At 54.8% G+C, this 16,437-nt stretch carries 12 protein-coding genes; 9 read left to right on the plus strand and 3 right to left on the minus strand.

The window, feature by feature from the left end; all coding sequences use genetic code 11:
• Positions 1–87: 87 nt before the first annotated feature.
• Together CPG39_RS13005 and CPG39_RS13010 are read right to left on the minus strand one after the other, a co-directional pair.
• Positions 88–390 carry a hypothetical protein gene (locus CPG39_RS13005; protein ID WP_096293992.1) on the minus strand — a complete coding sequence of 101 codons (303 nt, stop codon included), beginning with the start codon at positions 388–390 and terminating at the stop codon, positions 88–90.
• Complete coding sequence (locus CPG39_RS13010) at positions 359–874, minus strand: antirestriction protein ArdA (RefSeq protein ID WP_096293993.1); 516 nt, start codon at positions 872–874, stop codon at positions 359–361. The genes CPG39_RS13005 and CPG39_RS13010 overlap by 32 nt, the downstream gene beginning before the upstream one ends.
• A 541-nt stretch (positions 875–1,415) precedes the next feature.
• Between CPG39_RS13010 and CPG39_RS13015 the strand changes: the two genes are divergently transcribed.
• The 5 genes from CPG39_RS13015 to CPG39_RS13035 are packed head-to-tail and all read left to right on the plus strand — an operon-like array spanning position 1,416 to position 9,182.
• A complete protein-coding gene (locus CPG39_RS13015; RefSeq protein WP_096293994.1) occupies positions 1,416–1,619 on the plus strand; it encodes a helix-turn-helix domain-containing protein in 204 nt (67 codons plus the stop codon).
• Positions 1,620–1,628: 9 nt separating this feature from the next.
• Positions 1,629–2,123 carry a BREX-3 system P-loop-containing protein BrxF gene (brxF, locus tag CPG39_RS13020; RefSeq protein WP_096293995.1) on the plus strand — a complete coding sequence of 165 codons (495 nt, stop codon included), beginning with the start codon at positions 1,629–1,631 and terminating at the stop codon, positions 2,121–2,123.
• A gap of 18 nt (positions 2,124–2,141) precedes the next feature.
• Complete coding sequence (locus CPG39_RS13025; RefSeq protein WP_096293996.1) at positions 2,142–5,873, plus strand: DUF6079 family protein; 3,732 nt, start codon at positions 2,142–2,144, stop codon at positions 5,871–5,873.
• 8 nt (positions 5,874–5,881) lie between these two features.
• The gene (locus CPG39_RS13030; RefSeq protein WP_096293997.1) at positions 5,882–6,355 is read left to right on the plus strand and encodes a hypothetical protein; all 474 of its coding nucleotides are present in this window, start codon (positions 5,882–5,884) and stop codon (positions 6,353–6,355) included.
• Complete coding sequence (locus tag CPG39_RS13035) at positions 6,348–9,182, plus strand: DNA methyltransferase (protein ID WP_096293998.1); 2,835 nt, start codon at positions 6,348–6,350, stop codon at positions 9,180–9,182. The genes CPG39_RS13030 and CPG39_RS13035 overlap by 8 nt, the downstream gene beginning before the upstream one ends.
• 65 nt (positions 9,183–9,247) lie before the next feature.
• On the opposite strand, the gene CPG39_RS14540 is transcribed toward CPG39_RS13035, so the two are convergent.
• A complete protein-coding gene (locus CPG39_RS14540) occupies positions 9,248–9,484 on the minus strand; it encodes a hypothetical protein (protein ID WP_172424123.1) in 237 nt (78 codons plus the stop codon).
• A 24-nt stretch (positions 9,485–9,508) separates the two neighbouring features.
• Between CPG39_RS14540 and CPG39_RS13040 the strand changes: the two genes are divergently transcribed.
• From CPG39_RS13040 to CPG39_RS13055, 4 genes are all read left to right on the plus strand, one after another.
• Positions 9,509–10,672 carry a hypothetical protein gene (locus tag CPG39_RS13040; protein WP_172424124.1) on the plus strand — a complete coding sequence of 388 codons (1,164 nt, stop codon included), beginning with the start codon at positions 9,509–9,511 and terminating at the stop codon, positions 10,670–10,672.
• A 99-nt stretch (positions 10,673–10,771) separates the two neighbouring features.
• Positions 10,772–13,681 (plus strand): DEAD/DEAH box helicase, encoded by a 2,910-nt coding sequence (locus tag CPG39_RS13045; protein WP_096294000.1) that lies wholly within the window; start codon positions 10,772–10,774, stop codon positions 13,679–13,681.
• A complete protein-coding gene (pglZ, locus tag CPG39_RS13050; RefSeq protein ID WP_096294001.1) occupies positions 13,678–15,672 on the plus strand; it encodes a BREX-3 system phosphatase PglZ in 1,995 nt (664 codons plus the stop codon). Before CPG39_RS13045 ends, pglZ begins: the two co-directional genes overlap by 4 nt.
• Positions 15,672–16,427 (plus strand): hypothetical protein, encoded by a 756-nt coding sequence (locus CPG39_RS13055; protein WP_096294002.1) that lies wholly within the window; start codon positions 15,672–15,674, stop codon positions 16,425–16,427. The genes pglZ and CPG39_RS13055 overlap by 1 nt, the downstream gene beginning before the upstream one ends.
• The last annotated feature ends 10 nt before the right edge of the window (positions 16,428–16,437 follow it).

Here is a 16,437-nt window from a genome sequence, read left to right on the forward strand (position 1 = left end):
CTCAAACTCATCCCTTCCAGACAGAAAGGCCAGCGCTTTCCCCACAAATATTCAGAATCATCGAACTTCATGGTTTGTAATTATTTTTCAGGAAATTGTAGAAAAATAATCATATTTCAGAGTTTGTAAGCGCTTTTCAGGAAACATACCGCACTCTGTGCGGCAAAATTCAGAAAAACTAAGTGCGCAACACACTCCTTCAAGCTGAACCGACAAATTGTCGGTCTCGTTTGTACCTACCGGCAAAAGCTGGTAGGTGATCGCCGCCGAAATCTGCAAGGTTTCGGCGGCGCGATTTTTCTCGCTCCATAAAAACAAAAAAGCGCTGCCGGTTTCAGCCAGCAGCGCATAATTTGCTTTAGTGGTTCCAGAAAATATGAACTTCTTCATATCCTGTTTCTATGGTGAACACATCGCCGTTCAATTCCATATCGCGTCCCATTCTTTCATAATCGATATAGTAAGAAAGGTTTTCAGGAATTTGCGTCGTTTCCTCTGTCAATTCCTCGGCATAATCGGCCAGCGATTTATAACAGCCACAATAATTTTCCTCTGCGGCTTTTCTGGCTTCGTCCAAATCTCCGCCGAAGTTGTTTAATAGTTCACCGCCAAAATCCGGATACTCATCTATAAAGCAGGCGATTTCGTGCGCGGCTTCTATGCTTTCATATTCGCCCAGCGCATAACCGCCGAACCCTTCATGGTCATGAATTGCATATTCTTCCGCGAACTCTTCGGGACTGCTTGCCAGCATTTGGTTAATTTGTTCTTGAATATCTTCCAATTCATTGCAGGCATTGATCCAAACGCCGTGAAGCTTGCCGTTGTTGTAAGCGGCCAAATCTGCAACATAAATTCTGATTTCGGTGTTCATCGTCTTATCTCCTATAATTCGGTGTTGAGGTTCTAAGCGAAGCGCTTTGCCTCGCTCAGAACCTCTGCCGACTAGGGCGACTAAGGCGGGAGTGAAAAAGTCCAGAAAAATTGCGGAGGGTCTGCCCCACGCAGTGGATCAGGCGGAAACCGTCATTTTTCTTGACTTTTGAGGGGACAAGACCCCTTCTGTCTTTATCGTTAAAAGCGCACCACATATGGTGCTAACATCCTCTTTTCTCAACAAAGATGAACTGCACCTATGGCCAATCATTAAATAATCAACATTTTTTCCTTCTTTATGAGAAACGGTCTCAAACCAATCTTTTGTAAAATTGATTAAATGAACTTACCAGCAAGCAGGACAAGAAAATAGCAAGGCTATATTTAGTATAGATCGTCTCTAATCGATTCTAAAACGCTTGCTCATGGTAAGCTAACCAAGTAGTCTACGAGGTAATTTTAGGAGCTATATCCAGATTTCGAGTTTTCCAGAGTTTTTCGGTCTTTGATCGAAGGCATGATGAATAAGGATAAAAGTTATGGACGAAAGGTGGCTGACAGTCGATGACATTTGTAAATATCTGAATGTAAGTAACGAGACGGTGTACAAGTGGATCGAGCAACGGGCTATGCCCGGTCATCGTGTCGGTCGTCGCTGGATGTTCAAACAAGACGAAGTGGACGAATGGGTCCGCTCCGGCGGTGCTGCCGATAAATCCGATAAGCCGGGCACCGAGCAATAAGGAGCGAACATGGCTGAACCGATACACGACAAGATAAAACGATCCCTCCAGGCAGCCGAAGGTCTATATCACCGCTTGGTACTGCTGGTGGGTCAGACCGGCTCCGGCAAGACCGGCATTCTTCGGGATTTGGCTGATGAGTTCGGCACATCCGTCATCAACGTCAATCTAGCGCTTTCAAGCGAACTTCTGGAACTGACCGCGAAACAGCGGTCACTGCGGCTGCCGGAAATTCTTGACCAGATCGCAGGCAAAGCTCAAGCACCGGTGGTACTGGATAATATCGAGATCCTTTTCGATAAGGACCTCAAGCAGGACCCCTTGCGGTTACTGCAGGGTATTTCGAGAAATCGGGCCGTAGTGGCTTCGTGGAACGGAACCATCACCTCCGAGAGGCTTTTGTACGCCGAAACCGGCCATCCCGAGTACCGCAGCTATGAATCGGTCGATGCATTGATCGTAGGCATGGATGGGACGGCCACGATCAATTCGGCAAAAAAATAATAGAGAGGCAGGACAAGCATGAAATACGGAGATCTTATCCAATTTGATCCAATTGAGTCGGTCGTTCAGTTGCGTGACGCGGACAAATCGAGCGCTGCGCATCACCTGGTGAACACCTATGTCATTTCCGATGAAATGGCGGAACGGCTCACGCAGCTTGTCATTCCTCAAATGCAGTTCGATCAGCCGGTCGATAACAAAGGGCTGCTGGTGGTCGGTAACTACGGCACCGGTAAATCGCACTTGATGTCGGTGGTCTCCAGCCTTGCCGCAGACTCCTCCCTGCTAGAAGGGCTGAACCACGCCGATGTCCGCAATGCCGCCTCTCAGATCGTCGGGCGTTTCAAGGTCATCCGTACCGAAATCGGAGCCACCACCATGTCCCTGCGCGACATCCTGGTGGCAGAACTAGAAGAGAATCTCGAAAAACTTGGCGTGGAGTACGTGTTCCCGGATGCCGGAACCATCACCAGCCACAAGCGGGCCTTCGAAGACATGATGGCCAAGTTCGGGCAGGTTTACCCCGAGCATGGCCTGCTGCTGGTGGTCGATGAGTTGCTCGACTACCTGCGCACCCGCAAAGACCAGGAACTGATCCTCGACCTCAACTTCCTCCGAGAGGTCGGCGAGGTCTGCAAGGATCTGCGCTTCCGCTTCATGGCCGGTGTCCAGGAAGCCATTTTCGACAGCCCACGCTTCGCCTTCGTCGCCGACAGCATCCGTCGGGTGAAGGATCGTTTCGAACAGATCCTTATCGCTCGCAGCGACGTTAAATTCGTGGTGGCCGAGCGCCTGCTCAAGAAGACCGCCGAGCAGCAAGCCAAGATCCGCGACTATCTGATGCCATTCGCCAAATACTACGGCGGACTCAATGAGCGCATGGACGAGTTCGTCCGCCTCTTCCCGGTGCATCCAGACTACATCGACACCTTCGAGCGGGTCACCGTGGTAGAAAAACGCGAGGTGCTCAAAACCCTGTCCATGGGCATGAAAGGCATCCTGGACAAGGACGTGCCGCAGGACGAACCCGGATTGATCGCTTTCGATAGTTACTGGAACACACTCAAGCAGAATGCTTCATTCCGCGCCATTCCCGAGATCCGGGCAGTCATCGATTGCAGCCAGGTGCTGGAATCGCGCATCGAGAACGCCATCACCCGCAAGCAATACAAGCCGATGGCGCTGCGCCTGATCCATGCGTTGTCTGTCCACCGTCTCACTACCGGCGACATCTATGCCCCCATGGGCGCATCCGCCGAAGAGCTGCGCGACCGCCTCTGCCTGTTCGATCCGCTGATCGCCGAGCTGGGTAGCGATGAGCCAGATAAAGATCTACAGACGCATGTTGAAACGGTTTTGAAAGAAATATTTAAAACAGTTAGTGGCCAGTTTATTGAGGAAAACAAAGAAAATCGACAATGGTTCCTGAATCTCACGAAGACTGACGACTTCGATGCCCTGATCGACAAGCGGGCCGAAAGCCTGGGGCAAGCTCAACTCGACCGCTTCTACTACGAGGCGCTCAAGCGGGTCATGGAATGTCAGGACGCCACCTATGTGACCGGCTACAAGATCTGGCAGCACGAGCTGGTCTGGCAGGAGCATAAGGCCGCCCGCACAGGCTACCTCTTTTTCGGCGCTCCCAACGAACGCTCCACCGCCGTGCCGCAGCGGGACTTTTACCTCTACTTCATCCAGCCCAACGATCCGCCGCGCTTCAAGGACGACAAGGTCAACGACGAGGTCTTCTTCCGCCTGAAAGGTACCGACGAAGAATTCCAGGCCGCGCTGAAAAGCTACGCGGCGGCGCTGGATCTTGCGGCCACCTCATCGGGCCACGCCAAGGCCACCTATGAATCGAAAGCTAACGGCTTCCTGAAGAAGTTGGTTCAATGGCTGCAGAAGCACATGAGCGACGCCTTCGAGGTCACCTACCAGGGCCGCGCTAAATCCATGACCGAATGGGTCAAGGGGAAATCCATCCGCGATCTGTCGGGAGTCTCACCCCATGAAACCATCAACTTCCGCGACCTGGTCAACACCATTGCCGGCGTTTGCTTGGTTCCAAACTTCGAGAACCAGGCTCCAGATTATCCATTCTTCTCGGTCCTAATCACCGGCAACAACCGCGCCCAGGCCGCGCAGGATGCCCTGCGGGCCATCGCGGGGCAGAATCGCACCAAGCAAGCCACCGCCGTGCTGGACGCCCTGGAGCTGCTCGACGGCGAGAAGATCGATCCCTACAAGTCGAAGTACACCAAGTTCATCCTCGATGCCGTCAAGGCCAAGGGCCACGGCCAGGTGGTCAACCGCAGCGAGATCATCCAGGACGACCACGGGCTGGAATACATGAACCCGGGCGGTTCTCGTCTGGAGCCGGAATGGGTGAGCGTTCTAGTGGCGGCACTGGTCTACTCCGGCGACATCGTGCTCTCCATCCCGGGCAAAAAATTCGACGCCACCGGGCTGCAGCAGCTTGCCGCGACCGGCATGGACGAGCTGGTCCGCTTTAAGCACCTGGAGCAGCCCAAGGAATGGAACCTTCCCGCGCTTAAAAGCCTGTTCGAACTGCTCGGCATGACGCCGGGCATGGCCCAGCTCGTTACCCAGGGCAAGGACGAACCGGTGCAGAACCTACAGCAGGCGGTGAGCAAGATCGTCAAGCGCATCGTCATGACCCAGCAGACACTGCGCGAAGGGCTGTCCTTCTGGGGCCTGGATCTGCTCGCGGGCACCGACCTGGCCAGCCAGGCCAGCGGACTGGACGAAGCCAAAGACTTCTTTGAATCGCTCCAGGCCTACTCCTCGCCCGGCAAGCTGAAAAACTTCCGCTACGGCGCTCCCGAAGTACTGGCCCACGAAAAGGCCGTGAAGGCACTGGATGAGTTGGACGCCCTGCGCGAGTTCATCATGGACCACAGCCCGACGGCGTCCTGGCTCTCCACCGCCGAGGCGGTGCTGCCCGCCGAGCATGACTGGGTGGATCGCATGAAGACCACCCGGCAGGATGTGCTGGATGCCCTCAAGCAGGCCGACCTGACCGAGCTGACCAGCCAGTCCCAGAGCATCGGGGCCAAGCTGCAAAAGCTAAAGAAGGATTACACCGTCGCCTACATGGGCCTGCACACCAAGGCCCGGCTGGGGGTGAACGACGACAAACGCAAGGCGGGCCTGCTCAACGATCAGCGCTTGCAAACCCTGCTCAAGCTGGCCGGTATCGACCTGATGCCCCGGCAGCAGCTCACCGCTTACCAAAACCGCCTGGCCGGGCTAAAGAGCTGCTTCGCCCTGACCGAGCAAAACCTCGACGCCTCGCCCATCTGCCCGCATTGTAGGTTCCGGCCCTCGGTGGAAACCAGCGCGACCGCAGGTTCGCAGATGATCGACCAGATGGAAGCCCAGCTCGACGCCATGGTAACGGCCTGGACCTCCACTATCCTCAGCAACCTGGAGGACCCGATTACCCAGGCCAATATCGATCTGCTGAAAATCGACGACCGCGAGCCCCTGGAAGCCTTCATTAAGTCCAAGGAACTGCCGGTGCCGCTAGACAGCAACTTTGTTCACGCCCTGAAGGAAGTGCTCTCCGGGCTGGTTAAGGTAACCGTCAAGGCACAGGAGCTGCATACCGCCCTGCAGGTCACCGACGGCCCGGCTACCCCGGCGGAGATGAAGAAACGCTTTGAGGAATACATCGATCAACTCACCAAGGGCAAGGACCCAGCCAAGGTGCGGATCGTCATGGAGTGAGGTGATCAATGATACTTAAGTCGCAAAACAACAACGATGCATCTGACTCGATTTTGGTTTCATTTGATGCGAAGTGGGCGGAACCACTTGCTGAAGGTTCTGTTTCACAGGTCTTTAGAAAACGAGGGCCGAAAAGTACGTCTCCGAGTTGGGTGTATGTTTATGCAGGCACACCTATTAAGGCTGTCATAGGTCGGCTACCAGTGATTCATTTGCGGCAATTGACAATCAAAGAGTCTCTTGCTTTGGCAAATGAAGGGGCGCTTGAGAGAAGTGAACTGGCTGAGTACGCAGGAGAATATGGCTCACTTTTTGTGTTTACTGTCGGGAAGTTTCAGTCAGCTTCCACCGAGGTTACTTTTTCCGAGCTGAAAGAAAAATATGGCTTTGCCCCGCCTCAAAGCTTTCTGATTTTGTCGACGCAAGGGAAAAATGCACTAGATACACTGTGTGGTTTTGCTGAAGGAGAAAATAATGCCTAACTTTGAAGAGCCAAGGCAAGATCTGCTTTTTACGGATAGCATCAATGCGTCTGAAGGATACAAAAAAGAAGAAATTTGCTTTGGAATTCGCTTTCCAAGTGAAAAAGCTCGCCGAGCCCACTTCACCGAAGAGCTGCGCAAGAAGCTGAGGGACCCGGAGTTCCGCAAGATTGAAGGCTTTCCCATCGGCAGCGACGATGACATCCTGAACCTGAGCGATCCGCCCTATTATACGGCTTGCCCAAACCCATGGGTTCAAGAGTTTATTGCTGAGTGGGAATCGCAAAAAGACAATATAGAAGACCATCATCGTGAGCCTTTCGCTACAGATGTAAGTGAAGGCAAGAACGACCCAATCTACAATGCACACTCATATCACACCAAAGTGCCGCACAAGGCCATAATGCGTTTCATCCTCCATTACACACAGCCGGGGGACATCGTATTTGATGCTTTCGCAGGAACGGGCATGACAGGAGTGGCCGCGCAGATGTGCGGTGACCGTGACGTGGTGCTGTCCCTTGGATACCAAGTAAAGCCTGACGGGACTATTTTGCAGGAAGAGGTAGAAGAAGAGAACGGCAAAAAAGCGTGGCGACCATTTTCAAAACTTGGTGCTCGCAAGGCTGTGCTAAACGACTTGTCACCTGCAGCCACATTTATCGCTTATAACTACAATACACCGGTTGACATATTATCATTTAAAAGAACGGCAAAAAAAATCATCAGTGATTTTGAGAAAAAAACAAAGTGGATGTGGGAAACATTACACACCGATAGAAAAACGCTTGGAAAAGTTAATTACATTGTTTGGAGTGACGTATATAGCTGCCCCGAATGCTCGGGAGAGATAATTTACTATAAAGAAGCATTTATTAAAAATGGTGGCGCTGTTGAGTTCAATCCGGAGTTCAATTGCCCCCATTGCAATTGTTCGATTTCAAAAAACCCACCGAAAAACTCGCAAGCACAGAAGCCCGCTCGCATCTTTGAATCCGCCTATGACCCTATCACGAGAGCCGTAACGGAAAAGCAGAAACAGGTGCCAGTCCTTATTAATTACAGCATAGGAACCAGAAGGCACGAAAAACTGATCGACAGTGATGACCTGTTGAAGGCCACATCAATAGATGTCAGTGATGATCTAATCAAAAATATCCCTTTCTCTGAAATTATAGAAGGTGATAAATCTGCCGATCCATTCGGATGCGGTGTTCGTCATGTTCATCAATTCTATACAAAGCGTATTTTGGCGTCGCTATCAATATTGGCCGACCTTACCAAAGGGCATCCACAATTGGAGTTTTTAGTCGGCAGTATGTTACCAAAACTTACGATCATGAATCGATATATGCCTCAGCATGGAGGAAGAGCACTGGTTGGTCCAATGGCCAACACGCTTTATGTGCCTCCTGTCAGTGTCGAAAATAATGTAATAGACCAACTTGTTTTCCAGTTTAAGAAAATCATACAGGCACTAACCTCGCTTTCCGGCTCAGTAATAACAACACAAGCTGCCCAATCAGTTGACATTCAAGATTCGAGTATAGATTACATATTTCTTGATCCACCATTTGGATCGAACATTATGTATTCTGAACTGAGCTACATAAGAGAATCATGGTTACGTGTTATAACTAATAACAAGCCTGAAGCCATTGAAAACAAGACTCAAAAAAAAGGAATTGATGAATATCGCGACCTCATGACCAATTGCTTTGAAAAGGCATTCAAATATTTAAAGCCAGGGCGCTGGATGACTGTAGAGTTTTCAAACACTAAAGCAAGTGTTTGGAACAGCATCCAGAATGCACTTTCAGATGCAGGGTTTATTGTTGCATCAGTTGCAGCCTTAGATAAGACTCGTGGCGGATTGCACGCAATGCTTGGACCGACTGCTGTTAAGCAAGATTTGGTCATTTCTGCATACAAACCTAATGGCGGTTTTGAAGAGCGCTTCCAGAAAGAGGCGCAAACCGAAGAAGGCGTGTGGGATTTTGTCCGCACCCATTTGAAGTATCTGCCGGTAACCAAGCGTCAGGGGCCATTGATACTTTTCGTTCCCGAGCGCGATCCGCGCATCCTGTTCGACCAAATGGTGGCCTACTACGTCCGCAAGGGCTACCCGGTGCCGATCTCCAGCCAGGAATTCCAGATCGGGTTGGCACAACGCTTCATAGAGCGTGACGGCATGTATTTCCTGCCGGATCAGGTGGCCGAATACGACCGCAAGAAGATGACTTCCGGTGCCCCACAGCAGCTTTCGATGTTCGTTTCCGACGAGGCCTCGTCGATCCAGTGGCTCCGCCAGCTCATCAAGGAAAAGCCGCAGACCTTCTCCGACATCAATCCGCAGTTCATGCAGCAGCTTGGCGGCTGGAGCAAGAACGAGGCCCAGCTCGACCTGCGCGAACTGCTAAACCAGAACTTCCTCTGCTACGACGGCAAAGGCCCGGTGCCCGAGCAGATCCACGCCTACCTCTCCACCAACTGGAAGGAGCTGCGCAACCTGCCCAAGGACGACCCGACTCTGGTCGCCAAGGCCCGTGACCGCTGGTATGTGCCCGATCCCAACAAGGCAGGCGACCTGGAGAAACTGCGCGAGAAGGCGCTGCTCAAGGAGTTCGAGGAATACAAAGAGGTCAAGAAGAAGCTCAAGGTCTTCCGCCTGGAGGCTGTCCGCGCCGGATTCAAGAAGGCCTGGCAGGAACGCGACTACGCCGTCATCGTCGCCGTGGCCGACAAGATCCCCAACAAGGTCCTGGAAGAAGATCCCAAACTGCTCATGTGGTACGACCAGGCAGTAACAAGAATGGGAGGCGACTAAGTATGTCTGCTCCGGTGGATCTCAGCCATTATGCGGACAACATCCTTGCCGCAGAAGACCGCCCACTATTCGATGATGCGGTCGAGTCGGGAAAAGCCGGTGCGCTCCGAGCTGCCTACGTGATGATATGGCTGGCCTGTGCGGAATCGTTGAAACGGCGATTCCGTGAAGCACAAAAACGGGATGGTGCTGCGGGTAAGATCGTTGGTGAGATCGAAACCAAGGAAAAAGAGCATAAAGCCGTAGATAAATTCGTGTTGATGAAAGCTCACGAGTACGGCTTCGTTTCTGATTCTGGCCATACCGTTCTCAATCACATCTATGAAATGCGGTGTCTATATGGCCACCCTTACGAGGAAGCACCATCACAGGAGCAAGTCTCACACGCTGCGGCCGTGGTTGTTGAGCATGTCCTGTCTAAGCCAGTCAAGCTGCGACATGGCTTTGGCAAGCAACTACTCAAAAGCCTCCTGGAAGAACCAAATTTTCTCGATGATCAACAAACCGCTGTGGTGGCGTTCACCAAGGATATTCTTCCACGGCTTGACGAAACCATACATGGTTGGCTGCTCGATAACTACTGGGCGGAGCTGGAAAAATTTTCCGACGATTCATCCATGGCAATTTTTTTTCGCCGAGGGACTTGGTTCTCTCGCACCATGTTAATCGAAGTAGGCATCGATGTTTTCTCCCACGATGATTGGCATGACAGGTCCAGTAGATTTCCGAAGATACTGATGCGGGTATGCAGCATCGCTGACATATTCAAAGAGATAGGAAAGCGAGCTCAGGACTCGTTGGTTGGTTTGATTATCGCCGAAGCCGCCACGCGTGCCAGTGTTCTTACACACCTCGAACGACTCAGCATCAATGGCGCGTTGACCACGCGACAGCAGGAACGGTTTGTTGAACACATCTCGGAAATGCCATCGAGCGCGATTAGGTCCGCAGGACTTAGCACAAAGACTTGCTACGGAAAACTGATCGATGCGATGAAATCCCACAACTGGTATGTGCAGAATCCGGCTATCGACCTGATCGTTTCTAATGGACCAGACCAAGCTGCTGAACTCGATGAGAATCAGCAGGTGAATTTAGGTCGAAATTTGCTTCAGGCAGGTGAAGGTACGGCTGGGTCGGCCAATGAATTTCTCGAGAAGCTTTCCCAAGACGGCACATCCTGGCCGTTTCATGTTGTTCGCGGGATTGCTATGGAATCGTTCACCAACGAGGATAACCAAATCCGATTTAAAGATCGGCATTTGGGTCGAGTCCTGGCTGCTATCGATCATCTGCAACAGGAACTACAGGATCAACTCATGGCGGAGCTTTCTGCGTCCGTCGACGCAGGTACCCCAAAAGATTGGGTGGACCGGGATGATTTTGAAAGCGCCGTCGAGTCTTTGAATGCTTACGCATGGGCCGCACCATTGGTGGCGAGTCTCGAAGCGAAATCCGCATCACTTTCGGCCGAGGAGGAAGACGCATGACTTCTCCAACCCAGAAGTTTGGCCGGAAATGGCTAAGGTCGGCGGTGTTGCATTCAAAAATTCAGCAGGCAACAGATCAAGGTAGAGGGTAATTAGCGGATGGAGTCGCTTTGGCAATACAGCACCGTTCATAACAGCGCCTGCAAGGTCATCGAAGAACAGACCTTGTGGGGGCAGACGGTGTGCCGTGTCTGGTTGCCGAACCAGGACGCGGTGGTGCGCGTGCCCCGCTCCGCTTTGCGGCCGCTGAGTGCCGACCTGCGGCCGGAGATTGAGGCCGGCCGCATTGCCTATGTGGCCGCCGCAGCCAAGGTGGCCGAGGTGCTCGAAGGCTCCACCAGCGCCACCGATGGCCATGTATTGCTGGCTCCCATGGAGTCCAACGTCATTCCGCTGCCGCACCAGATCCGCGCCTTGTCCCGGGCCATTTCCGGCGACCGCGTGCGCTACCTGCTGGCCGACGAGGTGGGTCTCGGCAAGACCATCGAGGCCGGTCTGGTCATGCGCGAGCTCAAGCTGCGCGGGCTGGTTCGGCGAATCCTGGTCGTCTCTCCCAAAGGCATCGCTACTCAGTGGGTGGCGGAAATGCAGACCCACTTCAACGAGCAGTTCCAGCTCGTGCTGGGCGACGACATCAGCACCTTGCAGCGCCTGGCTCCCCAATTTGAAAAGAGCGCGGACCACCGGAACTCAGCCTGGTCGATGTTCGATCAGGTCATCGTCTCCCTGGATTCGGTCAAGCCCATGGACAAGCGGCGCGGTTGGACCGCCGAGCGCGTTGCCGAATACAACCGCAGCCGGTTCGAGGATCTGATAACCGCCGGTTGGGATCTGGTGGTGGTGGACGAAGCGCACCGGCTGGGAGGCAGCACCGATCAGGTCGCCCGCTACAAACTCGGCAAGGGCCTGGCGGAGGCCGCGCCCTATGTGCTGCTTCTTTCGGCGACTCCCCACCAGGGGAAGACCGATGCTTTCCATCGCCTGATGAACCTGCTGGATGACGACGCCTTCCCGGACATGGACAGCGTCTCCCGTGAGCGGGTGGCCCCGTATGTGATTCGCACTGAGAAGCGCAAGGCCATTGATGCCGACGGCAAGCCGCTCTTCAAACCCCGGCGCACGCAGATGGCCCCGGTGGCCTGGGAGAGCCGTCATCACCTGCAGCAGCTTCTTTACGAAGCGGTGACCGACTACGTGCGCGAGGGCTACAACCAGGCCCTGCGCGAGAAGAAACGCCACATCGGCTTCCTGATGATCCTGATGCAGCGCCTGGTGGTCTCCAGCACCCGGGCGATTCGCACCACGCTGGAACGGCGACTTGCCGCACTCAAAGAAGGCGAACAGCAGGCCAGCCTGCGCCTGGCAGAACTGGAAAACGGTACGGAGGGATCGGAAAGCCCAGACGATGAAATGGCCGAGCTCTACGACATGGACGGCCAGGAGCTGCTCGATGAGCTGCTGAAGTCTCATGTGTCGGCTCTGCAGTGCGAAGGCAGCCATGTAGAGACCCTGCTCGATGCGGCGGTTCGCTGCGAACAGGCTGGCCCCGATGCCAAGGCCGAGGCGCTGATCGAGTGGATCTACGAGCTGCAAGCCGAGGAAAACGAACCGGATCTGAAGGTGCTGATCTTCACCGAGTTCGTGCCCACCCAGCAGATGCTGAAGGAGTTTCTGGAAGCCCGGGGCATATCGGTCGTCACCCTGAACGGCTCCATGGATATGGAGGAACGCAAACAGGCCCAGGATGCCTTCCGCAAATCGCACCGTGTGCTGGTTTCCACCGACGCGGGTGGTGAGGGCCTGAACCTGCAGTTCGCCCATGTCATCATCAACTACGACATCCCCTGGAACCCGATGCGGCTGGAACAGCGAATCGGCCGCGTGGACCGTATCGGCCAGCCCAAAACCGTACAGGCGATCAATTTCGTATTTGAGGATTCAGTCGAGTTCCGGGTCCGCGAAGTTCTGGAGCAGAAGCTCTCGGTGATCTTCGACGAGTTCGGCATCGACAAGACCGGCGACGTGCTCGACTCGGCCCAGGCCGGTGAGTTGTTCGAGGATGTGTTCGCCTCGGCCATCCTTAATCCTGACGGCATCGAAACCTCCGTCGATCACACGGTGGCTCGGCTTCGCGATGAGATTCAGCAGGTGCGCGAGGCCTCCGCCATCTATGGCATTTCAGAAGAACCGGATGTGCAGGCGGCTGAACGTCTGCGTTCCCATCCGCTGCCCCATTGGGTGGAACGGATGACCGTGGGCTATCTCAATTCTCACGGCGGCGCGGCCAGCCGCAAGCGCTCCTGGTGGGATCTGAATTGGCCGGACGGCCAGGAGCATCGCAAGGCCGTTTTCAATGCCCGGGAAGCGGACCGTCTGACAGACGCGACCTTGCTCAATCTTGAAAACAGCCGTGTCCGTGGGCTCGCCTTGAACCTGCCGCAGATCGCGGCGGGCCAGCCATTGCCTTGCGTAAGCGTGAGCGGTCTGCCAGCCAGCATCTCCGGGCTCTGGGGGCTCTTTGAGATCCGCCTTCAGGCCGGGATGCACCAGAAGACACAACTCCTGCGCATCCCTATGGTGCGGCGTGGCTATGTCAGCGTGTTTTTGAGCGAGGAAGGCAAACTGTTTCTGCCCACGGCCCGGCATATCTGGGATGCGCTGCAGACAGCGGAAGCCCGGGTGCAGGCAACCCTCGATCAAGATGAATCTATTGCCGCCCATGAGCGGTTACAGGAAGCCGCCGAGCAGGCCGGACAGGAGCTGTTCGACACCCTGCGACAGGCACACCTCACCTCTGTGGCTCGCGAGGAGGAACGCGGAATCGTCTCCTTTGCCTCGCGCCGCAAAGCCATCGAGCGGGTTGGATTGCCGGAGGTACGGAAATTCAGGTTGTCCCGTTGCGATGCGGACGAATCCGAATGGTGGCATGAACTGCAGTCAGCACGGCAGATCGTGCCGGAGATCCGGCCGCTGCTGATGCTGCGGATCATCAAGGGAGGCGCTCAATGAGTAGTTGGCGAGACGCCATCCTGAACGACTTTGTACCCAACGTCAGCAAGCTGACCCTGGTCGCGGACCCGGATTGCCTGCTGACCGAGGAGAAGCTGGCATTGGAGCTTCGCGGGCGCGGGTTCGACCTGATCGAGTTCAGTGACCCGGTCGAATTCAGATACGCCTATGAGTCCAAGTACCGTTCGATCTGGGACGGGGGTGAGCACACCGATCTGGTGGTGGTCCTCCGCTTGCAGGATGCGGAGCTGGAATCACTGCCTTACGACCTGCTCCAGGCGGGCCGCAAGCTTTCATTCAATCTGGGGGATCTGTTCCCAACGCTCAGCTATCCGGTCATCGAGAAACTCGACCGAAGCCTGCTGGACGCACTTTTTGATGCCCAGCGCAAGTCGCCGCCGGATCGCATGGGCGATAACGCCACCAAGGATTTCATCCTCCGCCATGTATTCGGCATCGCCGCTGAGTTGATTGCCAGCGAGGTGGAACTGCTTCGCGCCTTGCTTCGTATGCACTATGGGAAGCTTCAGATCCCGCTGATGCTGGCAGAGCGGCTTATCCAGGTTCTCAATGGGCATGATGGATTTAAGGCCTGGCCACTCTCTCAAATCGTTCCGGACGATGAGGCCTTCTTCGCCTTTTTGCAGGAACGCTGGCCGCTCTTTCTTTCCAGAGTCGGCAGCGCCAATCAGGTGCGGGAAAATTCGCCGGAATACGGCCTCAAGTATCCCGGCCCTGACCGCCTGCCGTTCGAACATCAGGACATCAAGGTCTACATCGACAACCTGTTCCTGGAGGGGAAACTCACCCCTGTCGAGGCCAAAGGCATTGAAGTGGATGCCGGGTCCTGGGTTCGCAGCGGTATCGCCACCTCCGGCGTGGATGATGACGAGCTGCGGGTGTCTCGTTTGTTTGGCCTTGTCGAGAAGGAGCTGCCCACTGAGGAAGCGCGTTACTCGGACTGGATCGCCTTTGCATTGAAATGGGCCGAACTCTCTTCATTGGTTCATTGTGGCAACAGCTCCGAACATCAGACCCGTCTCAGAGAAATCGGCGATGCACTGAACACGACCTTTGCCGGTTGGCTGGCTGACCACTACTCCAGTCTGATCAACCTGCCGCCGACCAATCCGGCCATGCTCCACCATGTGCCGCGCCGTTTGGCTCGGGATATCGAGGACTCCGGTAGCAGCCGTGCGGCGTTGATTGTGGTTGATGGCCTGGCCCTGGACCAGTGGGTGACCATTCGTCAGCTTCTGCAAAAGCAGGACGCCAATCTGGTTATGCGCGAATCCGCGACTTTCGCCTGGATTCCGACGCTGACCTCGGTATCGCGGCAATCAATTTTTTCGGGCAAACCGCCACTCTATTTCCCGTCATCCATCAACTCGACCAACAGTGAAGAGAAACTCTGGAAGCAGTTCTGGGAAAGCCATGGCCTGTCCCGACTGGATGTCGCCTACCAGCGCGGCCTTGGCGACGGTGATGCTGCGGTCGTCCTCGACTCCGCAATCCACCCCGGGAAAACTAAGGTGGTGGGGCTGGTCGTGGACAAGGTCGACAAGATCATGCACGGCATGCAACTCGGCTCGGCCGGGATGCACAACCAGATCAAGCAGTGGTGCCACGCAGGGTTTCTTTCCGCGCTGGCCGGCCAACTGCTGGATTACGGCTATGAGGTTTGGCTGACAGCCGATCACGGCAACATCCAATGCGACGGCAAAGGCCGCCCAACTGAGGGTGTGATTGCCGAAACTCGCGGCGAGCGTGTTCGCATCTATCCCACGCCGGAACTCCGCGCTCAGGTGGCTGGGGCCTTCCCGTTTGCCCACGAGTGGCAGCCGGTTGGATTGCCCGCAGATTATTTCCCCTTAGTGGCCGGTGGCCGCGACGCATTCGTGAACCCGGGAGATGCCATCGTAGGTCACGGCGGTGTAGCCATCGAAGAAGTCATCGTGCCCCTTGTGAAGTTCGAAAGGAAGGCACGGTGATGGGCAAAAGACATGAAGCCATTGGCATCAAGCAGGCAATCCGTTTTGAGTGGATGCAGAAAGCAGCCAATCTGCTGCTGGCGGGACTTGACGCCAAAACCATCCGCCAGGAGCTGCATGAGTTCCTTGCGGACAGAAAAGGCAACGGCTCCGATGGCGAACGAAGCGACCAAACCCGGACCTTTGTCGTCAACAACCTGATGAAGATCTGGGTCTCTCCTGACCCCGAGTTGATTCCATTCCGGGATGCCTCACTGGCGTTTCTGCGGGAAAACCCGTCCATGGCCCTGGCGGTCCACTGGGGAATGATCTCGGCAGTCTATCCGTTCTGGTTCAATGTGGCCCGGCAGACCGGCCGTTTGCTGGCCTTGCAGGATCAGGTGACCCAGACCCAGATCATCAACCGCCTCAAGGAACAGTACGGCGACCGGCAAACCGTCAGCCGCTATGCCCGGTTCGTCATCCGTTCCTTTGTCGCCTGGGGAGCCCTGAAGGATTCCGAGACCAAAGGCTGCTATGAGAAAGTCGCTCCGGTGAGCATTGCCGAGCCAAACCTGGCCATCCTGATGTTCGAGTCCGCACTCCTGGCCACCCCGGAGGCCAAGGGTGCATTGGGGTTACTACTGAACAACCCGGCATTCTTCCCATTCCAGCTCCCCGTGATGACCGGTGATTTTGTCTCCCAGCGCAGCGAGCGTATCGATGTGGTTCGCTATGGACTGGACGACGAGCTGTTGAAATTGAAAGGCAACTAAATCAGGGATG

Origin of the sequence: Nitrosomonas ureae, from assembly GCF_900206265.1 — a bacterium.
GTDB classification, from domain to species: Bacteria; Pseudomonadota; Gammaproteobacteria; order Burkholderiales; family Nitrosomonadaceae; genus Nitrosomonas; species Nitrosomonas ureae_C.